The sequence below is a fragment of the Pseudonocardia sp. EV170527-09 genome, from assembly GCF_008369905.1.
GTDB lineage: Bacteria > Actinomycetota > Actinomycetes > Mycobacteriales > Pseudonocardiaceae > Pseudonocardia.
The window spans coordinates 14,865-30,692 of sequence record NZ_VRMC01000069.1; the positions used below are offsets into that span (position 1 = coordinate 14,865).

A 15,828-nucleotide genomic window follows, 5' to 3' on the forward strand; every position below is an offset into this window, starting at 1 on the left:
ACGACTACCGGGTGAACGGTGCGCGGCGTGTCGCGGCCCGGCGCGCGGGTCAGGCCGTGTAGGTGGCGACGGCGACCCCGGTGGCGGCGTCGGGAATCTCGGTCCGGCGCAGCTCACCGTGGTCGGCGAGCACGTCGAGGTGCGCCCCGGTCTCCAGGACCGCGAGGGTCCGGTTGAACAGGTCCATGTCCTCCAGCCGACGTTCCCGCCGGGTCCAGCGCAGGACCCGGGCGACCGCGTCGGCGGTCGGATGGCCCGCGGCGACGGCGTCGCGGCACTGGGCGAGCCGGACCTCGTGGTGGGCCAGCAGCTCGTCGACGCGGGCGTGCGCGCCGCCACCGACCGGGCCGTGCGCAGGCAGCAGGGTCGCGTCCGGCCGGGACCGGACCAGGCGCAGCGAGTCGAGGAACTGCCCGAGCGGGCTCGCCACCGGCGACGGCTGCAGGCCGATCGACGGGGTGATCCGGGGCAGCACGTGGTCCCCGGCGAACAGCAGCTCGTGGGCCTCGTCGGCGAACACGAGGTGCCCACGGGTGTGCCCCGGGGTCTCCACCGCGGTCAGGGTGCGTGTGCCGGCCGGGTCGGCGACGGCGATGGCGGCGCGGTCGGCGATCCACTCGTCGGGGGCCTCCCACTCCTCGGGGAGCGGACGCGGCCACGGCCCGGCCCGGCCGAGCTCGTCGACGATGCCGGCGGCACCGGCACGCAGCAGCCGGGACCGGTCGGGTTCGCCCGGCGGCCGGGCCGGGTCGGTGATGACCTCCAGGTTCGGGCGCTCCCCCGCCCCGAGCAGCACCCGGGTGCCGTACTCGCGGCGCAGCACCGAGGCCAGCGTGTAGTGGTCGCGGTGGGCGTGGGTGACCAGGAAGCGGCGGACGTCGCCGAAGCCGGAGCCCAGCGCCGCCAGCGCCTTGCCCAGCAGGTCGCGGGCCTCGTCGATCGCCCAGCCGGAGTCGATCAGGGTCCAGCCGGTGTCGTCGGCGAGTGCGTAGACGTTCACCGCCCGCAGCCCGTCCTGCGGCAGCGGCAGCGGGATCCGGTACACCCCGGGGGCGCTGCGGAACACGCCCGGCGCGGTCCAGTCGCCGTCCGGGTCGTCATCGGTCACGGTGGAAGCGGCGGTCACCGCCCGACGATAGATGACGGGATCCGGGGGCGCCGCACCCTCCTGCGAGGCACATCATCACCCCACGTGTCGGGCCGGGCACCGACAGTCGACATTTTCCGGACAGTCCACCCGAGGGTGGTACACGATCGCACCGGGAGGGTGGCCCGATCCGCGCTACCGTCCCTGCGTTCGGTGATCAGAGGTCGGCCTGGGGGCGGGTCGGCGAAGGAGGGACGCAGCATGGCGGCAGGGATCCCGGAGCAACGGTCCGGGCAGGACGCGCCGTTCCTCACCGTGGCAGAGGTGGCGGACCGGATGCGGGTCTCCCGGATGACGGTGTACCGGCTGGTGCACTCCGGGGAGCTCCCGGCGGTGCGGTTCGGGCGCTCGTTCCGAGTGCCACCGGAGTCGGTGGAGGCGCTGATCGAGTCGGCGCGCTACACCGGCGGTTGAGACGGGAGCCGGAATGCTGCCGGTCGACGCCGCGAGCGCACGGAGGGTCGCGGACACCTACGACACCCCCGAGGCCCGGATCGAACGGGAACGGACCCTGGAGCTGCTGGGCCCGCGGGCCGGCGAGCAGATCCTGGTCGTCGGGACCGGACCCGGACAGCTGCTCGACGACGTCGCCAGAGCCGTCGGCCCGGGGGCCACGGGGGTCGACCCGGACCCGGTGATGGTGACGCTGGCACGACGCCGGTGCGGCACCCGTGCCGTCGTCACCCAGCGCGCACTGGCCGGTCCGGGCTCGCTGCCCGGCGGTCCGTACGACGCCGTGGCCTGCCTGCAGGTCCTGGAGTTCGTCGACGACCTGCCGGCCGCCGTCACCGAGCTGTACCGGGTCCTGCGCCCGGGTGGGCGGCTGCTCGTGCTGGACACGGACTGGACCTCGCTGCACTGGCCCGGGCCGGGACAGGACCGGCACCGCCGCATCCGCGACGCGTGGTGCAGCACGGTGCCGCGGTCACGGCTGCCCTACGAGCTGGGCCCGCTGTTGCAGCGCGCCGGGTTCGACGGGGAGTGGACGCGCCGGATGCCGATGCGCGGGCCGGCCTCCACCGGCTACGGCGCCGCGCTGCGGGAGATGGTCGCCGAGGCCGCGCCGGGCCGGTGCGGGCTCACCCGGGCCGAGGTCGACGCGTGGGCGGCGGGCGTCGCGTCCTGCGGCGACGAGCCGTTCTCGGTGGACCGCTGGTTCCTGGGCGCCGTCCGACCCTGAACCGCCTGCGGACGGGGCGTGGCGCGCGGGGATCCGGTCGGGCAGCATCTCGGGCCGTGGGCTCCCCGTCGTCGCAGACACCGATCACTGCGCGGGTGAGGATCGGGCAGCAGCCCGACTTCGTCCGGCTGTTCCAGACGCTCCCCCGGGCCGGCGAGTGGGTCAACTTCGCCCCGCCCGGCCGGCGGCGCGACGACTACGAGGTCGACTGGGTGCTGCACTGGGCGATCGACCCCGACGACAGCGACAGCCCGGACGTCACCGTCGAGATCCAGCTCGTCGACCCGGAGTAGGCCGCTACCGGAAGCCGTGGCTGCGGACCGCGGCCACGTCACCGTCGCACAGGGCGTCGAGCACCGCGCGTTCGTGCGGGACCGTGTCGGCGGGCAGGTCGGCGAGAGCGAACCAGTCCAGGCCCGCGGTCTTCCCGTCCTCGGCGCGGCGTGGCTCGCCGGTCCAGCGACGGCAGGTGAAGAAGAAGTCGACGCGTTCGTCGACCGGGTCCCCGGTGTGCCCGGTGCGGTGCACGGCCGTGAGCGGGACCAGGTCGGCGGGGTCGACGGTGACGCCGAGCTCCTCCCTGGCCTCGCGCACCGCGGCGGCGGCCGCGTCCTCGCCGGCCTCGACGTGTCCGGCCGCGGCGGCGGCCCAGTGGCCGTCCATGAACCCGGTGCCGGCACGCAGCTGGAGCAGCACCTCGGTGCGCTCACCGGTGCCGCGCAGCAGCAGGACGTAGGACGCCGGGACGACCCGGTAACGCTCGCTCACGCCGCCGACCCTAGGTGCCGTGGCGCCGTTCGCCGACGGCAACACCGGGGTAACGCCGCGGTCCTACCGTCGGTCCGATGGCGGCCCCCACCTCGCGCCCGGCACCGGTCGGCGACCGGCTCGGCGTCGTGCCGCCGCGGGACTCGGAGCTGCGGTTCCGCACCGTGCACGGCTACCGGCGGGCGTTCCGGGTGGCCGGGTCCGGGCCGGCGGTGGTGCTCGTGCACGGCATCGGGGACAGCTCGGCGACATGGGAGGCGGTGTTCCCCGCGCTGGCCCGGCGGCACCTGGTGATCGCCCCCGACCTGCTGGGGCACGGGCACTCGGACAAGCCCCGCGCGGACTACTCCGTCGCCGCCTACGCCAACGGCGTGCGGGACCTGCTCGGCGTCCTCGGTATCCCGCGCGCGACGCTGGTGGGGCACTCGCTGGGCGGTGGCGTCGCCATGCAGTTCGCCTACCAGTACCCCGACCGGACCGAGCGCCTCGTGCTGGTCGGCACCGGCGGGGCGGGCCCGGACGTGACGCCGCTGCTGCGCGCGGTCAGCCTGCCCGGTGCGCAGGCGGTGCTGGCGGCCTCGCAGCTGCCGCCGCTGCGGTGGCAGATCGGGTGGGCCCTCGACGCGCTGCGGCTGGTCGGCGCCGATCTCGGTCGTGATGCCGCCGACCTGCTCCGGCTGGTCGACGCCCTGCCCGACGCGACGTCGCGGGCGGCGTTCATCCGGACGCTGCGGGCCGTCGTCGACTGGCGCGGGCAGGTCGTGACCATGCTGGACCGCTGCTACCTGACCCGCGGGATGCCGACGATGCTGGTGTGGGGCGCCCGGGACGCGGTGGTGCCGCTCGCGCACGCCCACACCGCGCACGCGGCGATGCCGGGCAGCCGGCTGGAGGTGTTCGACGACGCCGGGCACTTCCCGCACCACAGCGACCCGGCACGGTTCGTGGGGGTGCTGGAGGAGTTCCTCGACTCCACCGACCCGGCACGGTGGAGCCCCGAGCAGTGGCGTCAGCTGCTGCGCTGCCCTCCCCCGCCCGCCGGTGGCGGGGTGCGGCCGGGTCCGGTGTCGGCGACCTGACCCGGGCCGGCCTCAGAGGACGACGCCGAGCCAGCTGCCGGCGCAGCCGTGGCAGGCGCCGTGCACCGTCGCGGCCCGGTGCACCGGGCGCAGGCAGATCACGCAGTGGGTGAGCCGGCGCCGGGCCCGGCGCAGCAGCCCGTCACGCACCTGGCGGACCGCGAGCCCGGCGTCGCCGTCCGGGTCGTCGCAGCCGGGCAGGACCGGCACCTCGACGGCGTCGGCCGGGTCGAGCACCGGGAGGTGACCGTCCCAGCGGGGCTCCGGTCGGGCGAGCAGCACCGGCCCCGACGGGTCGAACCCGAGCATCAGCTGCGGCGGCTCCCCCGCGACGAACCAGGCCACCGGGTCCGGATCCGCGCCGGGTGGGAGGAGTCCCGCCGAACGCAGGTCCGCATCGGTCCAGCCGCCCCGCCGCAGGTCGGCCGGGGTGAGCCCGAAGTGCCGCAGCCCGTCGGTCGGCAGGTCGAGCTCACGCAGCTCCGCCGGGGACGGGACGCCCACGTAGACGGTGCCGCGCTCCCCCGGCCGCTCGGCGACGGGCGCGGTGTCGTGGCCGTCCGCGACGCGCCACGGGGCGGCGACGAGCACGGCGAGCACCCGCACGTCGACGCGCAGGCGCCCGGCCACCTCCGCGGTGCGGTCCTCGGTCACCCGGTCTCCGATCCCTGCACCGACGATCCCTGCTCCGCCACGCGCGCCGGGGCGGCCCCGATGTCGGAGCCGCCCCGGTGTGGTGCGGTGTCGCTCAGCTGCAGCCGCTGGTGGAGCCGCAGCCCTCGCAGAGGTAGCAGGACCCGGCGGGGCGCATCTTCGTCCCGCAGGTCATGCACAGCGGGGCGTCGGCGGCCTTGCCCAGCCGCAGCTCGAGCAGCTCGGTGGAGCTGCCGACCTCGACCGGTGCGGGCTCGGCACCGGCCTCCTTGCGCTCCTCGATCGTCGGCACCGAGGAACGGAACTCCTCGATGTCGAGCTTCTCGCCGGTGCCGTAGTCGTTCTCGACCTGGGCGGACCGCTCGTCGGAGGAGAAGATGCCCAGCTGGGCGCGCTTCTCGTACGGCAGGTGGTCCAGCGCCAGGCGGCGGAACAGGTAGTCCAGCACCGAGGTCGCGATCCGCACGTCCGGGTCGTCGGTCATCCCGGCCGGCTCGAAGCGCAGGTTGGAGAACTTCGAGACGTAGAACTCCAGCGGGATGCCGTACTGCAGGCCCACCGAGATCGACATCGAGAAGGCGTCCATCACGCCGGCCAGGGTCGAGCCCTGCTTGCCGAGCTTGACGAAGATCTCGCCGAGGCCGTCGTCGGGGTAGCTGCCGGCGGTGAGGTAGCCCTCGGCGCCGCCGACGGTGAACGACACGGTCTCGCTGGGCCGCTTCTTCGGCAGCCGCTTGCGGACCGGCCGCTGCTCGACGACGGTGACCTTCTCGGCCTCGGCGGTGTCACCGGAGGCCTTCGTGTCGCCGCCCTTCCCGGCGGACAGCGGCTGGCCGACCTTGCAGTTGTCGCGGTAGATCGCCAGGGCCTTGAGGCCGAGGCGCCAGCCCTCGAGGTAGATCCGCTCGACGTCGGCGACGGTCGCCCGCTCGGGCATGTTGACCGTCTTGGAGATGGCGCCGGACAGGAACGGCTGCGCGGCGGCCATCATGCGGACGTGGCCCATCGGGGCGATCGTCCGGTCGCCCATGGCGCAGTCGAACACCTCGTAGTGCTCGGGCTTCATGCCCGGGGCGTCGACGACGTGGCCGTGCTCGGCGACGTACTCGACGATCGCCTCGGTCTGCTCGGCCTGGTAGCCGAGGTTGTCCAGGGCCCGGCGCACCGACTGGTTGACGATCTGCATGGAGCCGCCGCCGACCAGCTTCTTGAACTTGACCAGCGCCAGGTCCGGCTCGATGCCGGTCGTGTCGCAGTCCATCATCAGGCCGATCGTGCCGGTCGGGGCCAGCACCGACGCCTGCGCGTTGCGCCAGCCGTTGACCTCACCGATGTCCTGGCACTGCTTCCAGACCTGGGTGGCGAGCTTCTGCACCGGGGTGCTGGAGGCGAAGGTGCGGATGCGGTCGTTCTCCGCGGCGTGCTTGCGGATGACCCGCTGGTGGGCCTCGGCGTTGCGCGCGTAGCCCTCGTACGGGCCGACGACACCGGCGAGCTCGGCGGAGCGCTTGTACGCGGCACCGGTCATCAGCGAGGTGATGGACCCGGCGAGCGCGCGGCCGCCCTCGGAGTCGTACGCGTGGCCGGTCGCCATGAGCAGCGCGCCGAGGTTGGCGTAGCCGATGCCCAGCTGGCGGAACTTCCGGGTGGTGTCGGCGATCGGCTCGGTCGGGAAGTCCGCGAAGCAGATCGAGATGTCCATCGCGGTGATGATCAGCTCGACGGCCTTGGCGAAGGTCTCGGCGTCGAACCGGTCGTCGGAGTCGAGGAACTTCAGCAGGTTCAGCGACGCCAGGTTGCAGCTGGAGTTGTCCAGGTGCATGTACTCCGAGCACGGGTTCGACGCGCTGATGCGGCCGGACTCCGGGGTGGTGTGCCAGTCGTTGATCGTGCCGTCGTACTGGATGCCCGGGTCGGCGCAGTTCCAGGCCGCCTCGGCGATGCCGCGGAAGAGCGTGCGGGCGTCGACGCGCTCGATGACCTCGCCGGTCATCCGGGCACGCAGACCGAAGTCGGTGCCCTCCTCGACCGCGCGCATGAACTCGTCGGTGACGCGGACGGAGTTGTTGGCGTTCTGGTACTGCACCGAGGTGATGTCGGAGCCGCCCAGGTCCATGTCGAAGCCGGCGTCGCGCAGGACGCGGACCTTGGCCTCCTCCTTGGCCTTGGTCTCGACGAACTCCTCGATGTCGGGGTGGTCGACGTCGAGGACGACCATCTTCGCCGCGCGCCGCGTGGCACCGCCGGACTTGATGGTGCCCGCGGAGGCGTCGGCACCGCGCATGAACGAGACCGGGCCCGAGGCGGTGCCGCCCGAGGACAGCAGCTCCTTCGACGAGCGGATGCGCGAGAGGTTCAGGCCGGCACCGGAGCCGCCCTTGAAGATCAGGCCCTCCTCGCGGTACCAGTTCAGGATCGACTCCATGGTGTCGTCGACCGAGAGGATGAAGCAGGCGCTGACCTGCTGTGGGCTGGCGGTGCCGACGTTGAACCACACCGGCGAGTTGAAGCTGAACACCTGGTGGATCAGCATCCAGGTCAGCTCGTGGTCGAAGATCTCGGCGTCGCCCTCGGTGGCGAAGTAGCCGTGCTCGAGACCGGCCCGCTTGTAGGTGCCGACGACCCGCTCGACGAGCTGCTTCAGGCTCGACTCACGGGTGTCCGAGCCCACCGCACCGCGGAAGTACTTGCTGGTGACGATGTTGGTGGCGTTGACCGACCAGCTGCGCGGGAACTCGACGCCGCGCTGCTCGAAGTTGACCGTGCCGTCGCGCCAGTTGGTCATGACGACGTCGCGGCGCTCCCACTCCACCTCCTCGTAGGGGTGAACCCCTTCGGTGGTGAAGACACGCTGGACGGTCAGGCCGGGCGCGCGCTTGGCGCCGGTCTTCCCGCGGCTGCGCGCCGGCTTGGTAGCCGCGCTCTCACCGGTGTCTGTCGTCGGGCCCCCGACGGTCTCGGTCATGCATGCCTCCGCACTTGTCACCGTGTATCACCCGCGCGCTGGGGTGCGCGGACGGTCTTCCCCTCCGGTACGACCTGCGACGACGGCCGGTACCGGTCGCCCCCTCGCGGGGTGCGCGCCGGACCCGTGCCGCCGAGCGGCTCACCCGTCCCGGTTGTGGCCGGCCTCGTCGTCGGCTGCTTCCCCGGCAGCCGCCGAACGCAGGTCGGCGATCTCCTTCTCGAAGTCCTCGATGGAGGAGAAGGAGCGATAGACGCTCGCAAATCTCAGGTACGCGACCTCGTCGAGCTCACGCAGCGGCCCGAGGATCGCCAGTCCGACCTCGTGGCTGGGAAGCTCCGCCGCCCCGCGTGCCCGCACGGTCTCCTCGACCCGGTGGGCGAGCTGCTGCAGGTCGTCCTCGTCGACCGGCCGGCCCTGGCACGCCCGCCGAACCCCGCTGACGACCTTCTGTCGACTGAAGGGCTCGGTCACCCCACTGCGCTTGACGACGGCGAGCACGGCCTCCTCGACCGTGGTGAACCGTCGTCCGCACGAGGTGCAGGACCGGCGCCGACGGGTGCAGGTCCCGTCGTCGGCGGTCCGTGAGTCGATCACGCGGGAGTCCGGATGCCGGCAGAACGGGCAGCGCATGGACGCTCACACCCTCTCCCGTAACGTTCCGGAAACTCTCCGCAGCGATCCATCCCCCCAACCAGTGGCGGAACAACGTCAATGTAACCCCTACATCTAGGGGTCCGCCATCCCGGGGCCCACGCCGCGCCGAGCTTCGCCCGATCGGGATCCGAGCGTTGCACACCACGTTCCGCGACCGGCTCGTCGCCGACGATCATGGAGCGGGACATCGGCGCTGGTGGCGCCGAGGAACGTCGCGCGCGGCGCCGTCCGTCGCGCCGCGGGGACCGCGACCGGCGGCCACCCGATGCGGGGACACGCCCGGCGGACGCGCCCGGCGGCACGCCGCCGACGATCCGGCGACATCCCGGCGACCGCAGCCCGACATCCGCGCGCCGGCCCAGCGCACGCCGTCACCCGATACGACGCCGGGCTCGGCGCCGGGTCGCTCCACACCGTCACCGCACCGTCGCCGCGGTGACCACGGTTGCCGCGCCGGCACCGCACCACGGCCCCGGCCGACCGGCTCCGTCCCGGGAGCCCGGCACGCCGGGACCGCACCACTGCACGATCCGGGCCGGACACGCCGGCACCACTCCGCGTCACCGGCCCGGCCCACCGGGACCGCACCACGGCCCCGACCCGTCTCAGCGCACGGCACCGACCGACGGCACGGCGGCCGCGGGGGCGTTCCAGCCCGCCGCCGCGTCGCCCAGCAGCCCGAGCGCCACCACCGCGGTCGTTGCGCACAGCAGCACCGCGACCCCGGTCAGGAACCGCTCCAGGCGCCCGCGGACCCGGCTGCGGGCCGGACGCGGGCGGGCCGGGACCAGGCAACGCCGGTCCAGCGGACGGACCGTGCGGGGCGCCGGCACGGCCACCGACCGCGGACCGGACGGCGCCGCGACCCGTGCGGGCCGCACCAGGGTCGCCGTGGAGCCCGGCGCCGAGGTGGTGCAGCGGGGCGTCCGGACCGCGACGTTCGGACCACCGGTGACGCCACGCGGGACCGTTGGACCAGCCGGTGCCGCGGCCCGGGCCGCGCGCCCGTGAGCCGTCGGACCGGGCGCCGTCGGACCGGGCGCCGAAACACCAGACGCCGGGACAGCGGGCGTCGTGGCGCGCCGGGAACGGGCGGCGGGGTGCCGCGCGACCGACTCGGTCAGTGCGCGCTCCCGTGCACCGTGGGCGGCCCACCGGTGTGCGGCGCGCGCGACGGCCGACGAGCCGGCACCGGCCGGACCGGCCGCCACACCCTCCGCGGCCCGCACCCGCTCCCGGGCGGCGCGCCGGGCGCGCGAGGTGGGGGCGCCGGGCGCGGGGGCACCGGTCAGGCAGCCGACCGCGCCGTGGTCGCGGATCCGCTCGTCGAGCTCTCGCATGGTTCCTCCTGCCGTCGGACCGCCCGTCCCCCGGGCGGTCTCGTCTCCCCCGCTCCCGACCGGCCCTTCCCCGAGCCCGGTCGAACGGGCGTACGAGCGGTGTAGCACCCGACACCGACAACAACCGCGTCTCCGCAGGTCACCGCCCGTGCCGAAGACGCTCTCAGCGTGGCGCGCCGACCGTGGGCGGTACGACCGGGCCGTGGGCGGCGACATCGGCGACCACCCCGAGCACGACGACCGCGGCCGCCGAGGCGAGCAGGACACCCACCGCCGCCACCACGCGGCGCACGGGACCCGACGCCGGGACGGGCCGCGCCACGTCGGCCGCGGTGCCGACCGGGGCCCGTCCGATGACCGTCACGCCCCCGATGACCGCTGCATCCACGATCGCCACCCCCACTGCCGTTCCCGCTGCCGGTCGCCCCGCGCGGCCGGACGGCGACGCGGACGGCATCCGATCGAACCGGTGTTCGATCGAACGCCTGTGCGATGTTCTACCACCACGGCCCGACGGAATCCACGACACGCCCCGGGTGACTTCGAACGCATGTTTGGCGAACGGGCCCGCGACGGCTAGGGTCGTCGCCGTAAGTACCCCGAGGAGGCGAATGCGATGGCAGCGGACGACACCGGACACGGTGGTCCCGGCGTGACCGGCACCGCCGCGGACCGGGGATCCGCGACGGTCCGGGAGTTCCCCGACCCCGCGACCGACACCCGCGGCCTGACCCCGCGGCAGAAGAAGGTCCTGGCCGTCATCCGGGACTGGGTGGACCGGTACGGCTACCCGCCCAGCGTCCGCGAGATCGGTGACGCGGTGGGCCTCACGTCCACCTCGTCGGTGCACCACCAGCTCCGGACCCTGGAGCGCAAGGGCTTCCTCCGGCGCGACCCGAACCGCACCCGCGCGGTCGACGTCCGCAGCCCGGAACAGATCGCCGGCACCGACGGGTCGGACTCCGACGCCGACACCGCCGAGCTGCGTTCCGCGCGGCCGGCGCCGGCGTTCGTGCCGCTCATCGGCGACATCGCCGCCGGTGGCCCGATCCTGGCCGAGCAGGCCGTGCAGGACGTGTTCCCGCTGCCGCGCGAGATCGTCGGCGAGGGCACGCTGTTCCTGCTCAACGTCAAGGGCGACTCGATGGTCGACGCCGCGATCACCGACGGCGACTGGGTCGTCGTGCGCCAGCAGCCGGTGGCCGAGCAGGGCGAGATCGTGGCCGCGATGATCGACGGCGAGGCGACGGTGAAGACGTTCCGCCGCAAGGACGGGCACATCTGGCTGATGCCGGCGAACGACGCCTACGACCCGATCCCGGGTGACGACGCGTCGATCCTCGGCCGCGTCGTGGCGGTCCTGCGCCGCCTCTGACCTCCTCGGGCGGCGCCCGGTTCCCGCGGTCAGCGGGACCGGCGGCGCCGTCCGTGCAGGGACATCGCGACGGCACCGGCCACCAGCAGCGCCGCGAGCACCGCGGCCCCGCCCGCGGCGGGCAGCCACGACGGGTACGTGCGGTACTCCGGCACCTCGACGGGCTGGGCCACGACGGGTGCCTGCGGGCCGGTCGCCGCGGGCACCGCGCCCGGGACGACGGTGATCGCCGCCGCGGTCAGGCCCCGGGCCTCGCTGCCGGAGTGCAGTGCACCCCGGCCGTCCGGGGCGATCGCCTCGCCCTGGGCCTCGTCCGGCAACGGCACCGGCAGTGGTGCGCCGCCCAGCGCCGCGACCAGCACGTCGGCCGTCGCCGGTCCGCCGACGGGCAGCGGGAACACCCAGGCGTCGGTGTAGGTCCGCAGCACGGCGGCGCGTCCGCCGTCGGCCCCGGCCGGTGAGACCCCGCCGCCGGTGATCGTGCGGGACCCGGCGGCCCCGAGCGGCCCGCCGCCGGTGCCCGACCAGGGCAGCACGACCTGTGCCACCCGGCGCAGCGGGACCGGGCCCCCGTCGTCGCGCAGCGGTGCGTCGGGTCGGTACACCCCGGCGGCCCCGGTGGTCTTGTCGACCAGCAGGGGCACGCCGTCGTCGCCGACCAGCAGCGCCTCGACGTCGCGCGGACCGTCGGGGTGGACCAGGTCGTACACGCGTGGCGGCCCGGCCGGGGGCAGCACGACGAGCCGGACCGAGCCACGCTGCGCCCCGTTGTCACCGGTGTCGGCGAGCCAGAGATCCCCGCCCGGTCCGAGCCCGAGGTCCTCGACGTCGGTGACCGGGACGTCGGCCTGCCGGGTTCCGGTGACCGCGCAGCCGGACGGGTCCAGGGTGAACGCCCGCGCGGTCCCGCCGCCGTCGACGATCGCGTGGTAGCGCTGCGGGGCTCCGCCGGGCGGGCCCTCGGCGACCAGCCCGGACAGCTCCGCCAGCCGTAGGTCGTCGACGGTGCAGACCGGGTGCGCCCCGGGCGGCGGCGCGGCCGCACCCGTGAGCGCACCGGTCAGGCAGAGGACCGTGGTCAGGCGGCGGGCCACGCCCCCGGGCCGCGGTGGCCCACCCGGCCGCCCATTCAGTGGCCCGCCGCCGTCGCCGGCAGGTCGGCGCCGGCAGCGGTCGGGAGGGCCGAGCCCGCCACCGCGAACGGCAGCACCGCGGTGCCCAGCTCCGGCTTCACCCGCGCCCGGATCCGGGTGCCGTCGGCGGTGTGGGACTCGGCGAGGATCTCGCCGTCGTCGTGCAGCCGTGCCACCAGCGCACCCTCGGTGTAGGGCAGCAGGAGGTCGACCTCGTACTCCGGTCGCGGCAGCCGCTCGGCGATGCGCTCGCGGAGCCGGTCGATCCCGGTGCCGCTGTGTGCCGAGACGAACACGGCGTCCGGCTGGGCGTGCCGCAGCCGGGCCAGCGCCAGGTCACCGGCCGCGTCGGTCTTGTTGATCACGAGCAGCTCGGGGGGCATCGTGTCGCCCGCGGCCTCCCCCACCTCGACGAGCACCTGACGGACCGCGGCGATCTGGTCGTCGGGCAGCGGGTCGGACCCGTCGACGACGTGCACCAGCAGGTCGGCCCGGGCGGCCTCCTCCAGCGTGGAGCGGAACGCCTCGACGAGCTGGTGCGGCAGGTGCCGCACGAACCCGACGGTGTCGGTGAGGGTGTAGTCGTGCCCGTCGGGTGTCTGTGCCTTGCGGGTGGTCGGGTCCAGCGTCGCGAACAGCGCGTCCTGCACCAGCACCCCGGCGTCGGTGAGCTGGTTGAGCAGGCTCGACTTGCCCGCGTTGGTGTAGCCGACGATCGCGACCGAGGGGATCTCGTTGCGGCGACGGCTGCCACGCTGGGTCTCGCGGACCTGGCGCATCGCACCGATCTCGCGGCGCAGCTTCGACATCCGCGCGCGGATGCGGCGCCGGTCCAGCTCGATCTTCGTCTCACCGGGGCCACGGCCACCGATACCGACACCGCCCGCGGCCCGGCCACCGACCTGCCGGGACAGCGCCTCACCCCAGCCGCGCAGCCGCGGCAGCAGGTAGGACAGCTGCGCGAGTTCGACCTGGGCCTTGCCGTCCCGGGAGCGGGCGTGCTGGGCGAAGATGTCGAGGATCAGCGCGGTCCGGTCGATGACCTTGACCTTGAGCCGCTCCTCCAGCTGACGGAGCTGGCCGGGTGACAGCTCGCCGTCGCAGATCACGGTGTCGGCGCCGGTGGCGCGGACGACCCCGAGCAGCTCCTCGACCTTGCCGGAGCCGATGAACGTGGCCGGGTCCGGGCTGGAGCGGCGCTGCACGAGGCCGTCCATCACCTCGGAACCGGCGGTCTCGGCGAGGCGGGCCAGCTCGGTCATCGAGTTGTCGGCCTGCTCGGCCGTGCCCTCGGTCCAGACGCCGACGAGCACGACCCGCTCCAGCTGGAGCTTGCGGTACTCGACCTCGGTGATGTCGGTGAGCTCGGTGGACAGCCCGTGGATCCGGCGCAGCGACGCGCGCTCCTCCAGGTCGAGCTCGCCACCCGTCGGAACCGGGTTCGACGTGGAGGGGGTCACGGAGGGGTGCGTGTGGGCATCAGTCATCTTGCCCCCATCCTCCCACGTCGCGGGGCTCGTGTCCGCCCCGATTCGCGAGCCTCAGGCGGGAGCGTCCCACCACGCGCGGTCCAGCTCGCCGGAGGCGAGCAGCACCGCGGGGCCGTGCAGCGTCGTGGGCCCGGTCCGCTCGTCGGTGCCGGCCTCCACCGTCACCCGCAGCAGCCCGCCCGGAACCGTGACCTGCACGTCCCCGGCGGTGTGCCCGGCGTGCCGCAGCGCGGCGACGGCGGCGGCGACGGTTCCGGTGCCGCAGGAGCGGGTCTCCCCCACACCGCGTTCGTGCACCCGCATCCGGATGCGGCCGCCGTCGGCGGGACCGTCCAGCGGAGTCAGGAACTCGACGTTCACCCCGTTCGGGAACAGCGCCGGGTCGTAGGAGGGCGCGCGGGTCAGGTCGAGGGTGTCCGGGTCGGCCGCGGTGACACAGGCCAGGTGCGGGTTCCCGACGTCGAGGGCGATGCCGTCGAAGCGCGCGTCGCCGCTGGTGGCGACCGACGCCGGGCCGACGCCGACCGTCCCGAGCCCGACCGAGACCCCGTCCGGCCCGACGGCGGTGTCGAGCACCCCGTTGCGGGTGCCGACCGGGCCACCCGTGGCCCAGCCGCGCTCGTGCAGGTAGCGGGCGAACACACGCAGGCCGTTGCCGCACATCTCGGCGAGCGAGCCGTCGGCGTTGCGGTAGTCCATGAACCACTCGACGCCGTCGACGGGCTCCCCGACGCCGGGCTCACCGGCGAGCTTCGCCCAGCGCACGACCCGCAGCACCCCGTCCGCGCCGAGGCCGCGGCGGCGGTCGCACACCGCGGCGACCCGGGCCGGGGTGAGGTCGAGCGCGGCGTCCGGGTCGGGCAGCACCACGAAGTCGTTCTGCGTGCCGTGCCCCTTGCTGAACGCGATGCCGCCCGTCATGCCACCAGCCTACGAGCGAGCACCGCACGCGCCGAGCCCACCAGGTCCGGGTCGGCGCCGTCGAGCCAGTGGATGCGCCGGTCCCGGCGGAACCAGGAGCGCTGGCGGCGCACGAACCGGCGGGTCGCGCGGACCGTCTCCTCTCGGACGACGGCGAGGTCGGGGTGGTCGGGGTCGCGGTCGAGGGCCTCGATCACCTGCCGGTAGCCCAGCGCGCGGGACGCGGTGCGGCCGTGGGCGAGCCCGCGCGGGAGCAGCGCGCGGGTCTCGTCGACCAGGCCGTCGTCGAGCATCCGGTCCACCCGCAGCGCGACCCGCTCGTCGAGCTCGGCGACATCGCGGTCCACGCCGAGCAGCACGGCGTCGTAGCGGGGGGTGCCGGCACCGGGCAGGGTAGCCCGGAACGGCCTGCCGGTCAGTGCGATCACCTCCAGCGCGCGGACGATCCGCCGGCCGTTCGAGGGCAGCACCTGCTCGGCGGCGACCGGGTCGGCCGCGGCGAGACGGGCGTGCAGCGCGCCGGACCCGTCACGTTCCAGCTCGGCCTCCAGCGCGGCGCGCAGCTCCGGGTCGGTGCCGGGGAACTCCAGCTCGTCGAGCACGGCCTGCACGTAGAGCCCCGAGCCGCCGACCAGCACCGGGGTGCGGCCGGCGGCGCGCAGCTCCTCGATGACGGCGCGGGCCGCCCGCTGGTAGGCCGCGACCGACGCGGTCTCGGTGACGTCGAGGACGTCGAGCTGGTGGTGGACGACGCCGCGCCGCTCGTGCGGGGCGAGCTTCGCGGTGCCGATGTCCAGACCGCGGTAGAGCTGCATGGCGTCGGCGTTGACGACGTCGCCGTCCAGCGCCAGTGCCAGCTCCAGCCCCAGGTCCGACTTCCCGGTCGCGGTCGGTCCGACGACCGCGACCAGCGGCGGTGCGGCCGGTGGCGGTGCGGACGGTGGCGGTGCGGACGGTGGCGGTGCGGACGGTGGCGGTGCGGCCGGTCCTGGCGTGCTCACGCCGGTTCCCACAGCGCCACGTGGTAGGCGACGCCGTAGGGCATCGAGGTGTGCCGGTGCGCCGCCGTCCAGGAGCGTCCGCGCGCGGCACCGGCGAGCACCTGCCACGGCGCGCGGC

General features: G+C 74.7%; 16 protein-coding genes. 5 read left to right on the forward strand and 11 right to left on the reverse strand.

What is annotated here, in order from left to right; translation table 11 throughout:
- Positions 1 to 49 precede the first annotated feature (49 nt).
- Positions 50 to 1,126 carry an MBL fold metallo-hydrolase gene (locus FVA95_RS20080; RefSeq protein ID WP_149665554.1) on the reverse strand — a complete coding sequence of 359 codons (1,077 nt, stop codon included), beginning with the start codon at positions 1,124 to 1,126 and terminating at the stop codon, positions 50 to 52.
- 222 nt (positions 1,127 to 1,348) lie between these two features.
- Between FVA95_RS20080 and FVA95_RS20085 the strand changes: the two genes are divergently transcribed.
- The 3 genes from FVA95_RS20085 to FVA95_RS20095 all read left to right on the forward strand — a co-directional run bounded on the left by FVA95_RS20085 (position 1,349) and on the right by FVA95_RS20095 (position 2,620).
- Positions 1,349 to 1,561, forward strand: a complete 213-nt coding sequence (locus FVA95_RS20085; protein ID WP_020623051.1) for a helix-turn-helix domain-containing protein — start codon at positions 1,349 to 1,351, stop codon at positions 1,559 to 1,561.
- Between the two features lie 13 nt (positions 1,562 to 1,574).
- Positions 1,575 to 2,327 (forward strand): methyltransferase domain-containing protein, encoded by a 753-nt coding sequence (locus FVA95_RS20090; RefSeq protein ID WP_149665555.1) that lies wholly within the window; start codon positions 1,575 to 1,577, stop codon positions 2,325 to 2,327.
- A gap of 95 nt (positions 2,328 to 2,422) precedes the next feature.
- On the forward strand, positions 2,423 to 2,620 hold the full coding sequence (locus tag FVA95_RS20095; RefSeq protein WP_145981270.1) for a hypothetical protein: 198 nt from the start codon (positions 2,423 to 2,425) through the stop codon (positions 2,618 to 2,620).
- 4 nt (positions 2,621 to 2,624) lie between these two features.
- Here FVA95_RS20095 and FVA95_RS20100 read toward each other — a convergent pair whose 3' ends face one another.
- On the reverse strand, positions 2,625 to 3,095 hold the full coding sequence (locus FVA95_RS20100) for an NUDIX domain-containing protein (RefSeq protein WP_149665556.1): 471 nt from the start codon (positions 3,093 to 3,095) through the stop codon (positions 2,625 to 2,627).
- A 77-nt stretch (positions 3,096 to 3,172) separates the two neighbouring features.
- On the opposite strand from FVA95_RS20100, the gene FVA95_RS20105 reads away from it, so the two are divergent.
- Entirely contained in the window at positions 3,173 to 4,174 is a 1,002-nt protein-coding gene (locus tag FVA95_RS20105; RefSeq protein ID WP_205015908.1) for an alpha/beta fold hydrolase, read from the forward strand.
- A gap of 12 nt (positions 4,175 to 4,186) precedes the next feature.
- Here FVA95_RS20105 and FVA95_RS20110 read toward each other — a convergent pair whose 3' ends face one another.
- The 5 genes from FVA95_RS20110 to FVA95_RS30915 all read right to left on the reverse strand — a co-directional run bounded on the left by FVA95_RS20110 (position 4,187) and on the right by FVA95_RS30915 (position 10,178).
- On the reverse strand, positions 4,187 to 4,828 hold the full coding sequence (locus FVA95_RS20110) for a hypothetical protein (RefSeq protein WP_149665557.1): 642 nt from the start codon (positions 4,826 to 4,828) through the stop codon (positions 4,187 to 4,189).
- Between the two features lie 94 nt (positions 4,829 to 4,922).
- The gene (locus FVA95_RS20115) at positions 4,923 to 7,793 is read right to left on the reverse strand and encodes a vitamin B12-dependent ribonucleotide reductase (protein WP_149665558.1); all 2,871 of its coding nucleotides are present in this window, start codon (positions 7,791 to 7,793) and stop codon (positions 4,923 to 4,925) included.
- Between the two features lie 141 nt (positions 7,794 to 7,934).
- Positions 7,935 to 8,426: a transcriptional regulator NrdR gene (nrdR, locus tag FVA95_RS20120; RefSeq protein ID WP_020623044.1), complete on the reverse strand. Its 492-nt coding sequence runs from the start codon at positions 8,424 to 8,426 to the stop codon at positions 7,935 to 7,937.
- A 629-nt stretch (positions 8,427 to 9,055) separates the two neighbouring features.
- Positions 9,056 to 9,790: a hypothetical protein gene (locus FVA95_RS20125; RefSeq protein WP_149665559.1), complete on the reverse strand. Its 735-nt coding sequence runs from the start codon at positions 9,788 to 9,790 to the stop codon at positions 9,056 to 9,058.
- 163 nt (positions 9,791 to 9,953) lie between these two features.
- Positions 9,954 to 10,178, reverse strand: a complete 225-nt coding sequence (locus FVA95_RS30915; protein WP_161992367.1) for a hypothetical protein — start codon at positions 10,176 to 10,178, stop codon at positions 9,954 to 9,956.
- Positions 10,179 to 10,406: 228 nt separating this feature from the next.
- Here FVA95_RS30915 and lexA point away from each other — a divergent pair, with 228 nt between their 5' ends.
- Complete coding sequence (gene lexA, locus FVA95_RS20135) at positions 10,407 to 11,165, forward strand: transcriptional repressor LexA (protein WP_020624701.1); 759 nt, start codon at positions 10,407 to 10,409, stop codon at positions 11,163 to 11,165.
- A gap of 29 nt (positions 11,166 to 11,194) precedes the next feature.
- Here lexA and FVA95_RS20140 read toward each other — a convergent pair whose 3' ends face one another.
- The 4 genes from FVA95_RS20140 to miaA are packed head-to-tail and all read right to left on the reverse strand — an operon-like array spanning position 11,195 to position 15,620.
- Positions 11,195 to 12,259 (reverse strand): hypothetical protein, encoded by a 1,065-nt coding sequence (locus FVA95_RS20140; RefSeq protein WP_149665560.1) that lies wholly within the window; start codon positions 12,257 to 12,259, stop codon positions 11,195 to 11,197.
- 35 nt (positions 12,260 to 12,294) lie between these two features.
- On the reverse strand, positions 12,295 to 13,785 hold the full coding sequence (gene hflX / locus FVA95_RS20145) for a GTPase HflX (protein ID WP_149665561.1): 1,491 nt from the start codon (positions 13,783 to 13,785) through the stop codon (positions 12,295 to 12,297).
- 54 nt (positions 13,786 to 13,839) lie between these two features.
- Positions 13,840 to 14,709: a diaminopimelate epimerase gene (gene dapF / locus FVA95_RS20150; protein WP_205015909.1), complete on the reverse strand. Its 870-nt coding sequence runs from the start codon at positions 14,707 to 14,709 to the stop codon at positions 13,840 to 13,842.
- Entirely contained in the window at positions 14,706 to 15,620 is a 915-nt protein-coding gene (gene miaA, locus FVA95_RS20155) for a tRNA (adenosine(37)-N6)-dimethylallyltransferase MiaA (RefSeq protein WP_205015910.1), read from the reverse strand. Before miaA ends, dapF begins: the two co-directional genes overlap by 4 nt.
- Between the last annotated feature and the right edge of the window lie 208 nt (positions 15,621 to 15,828).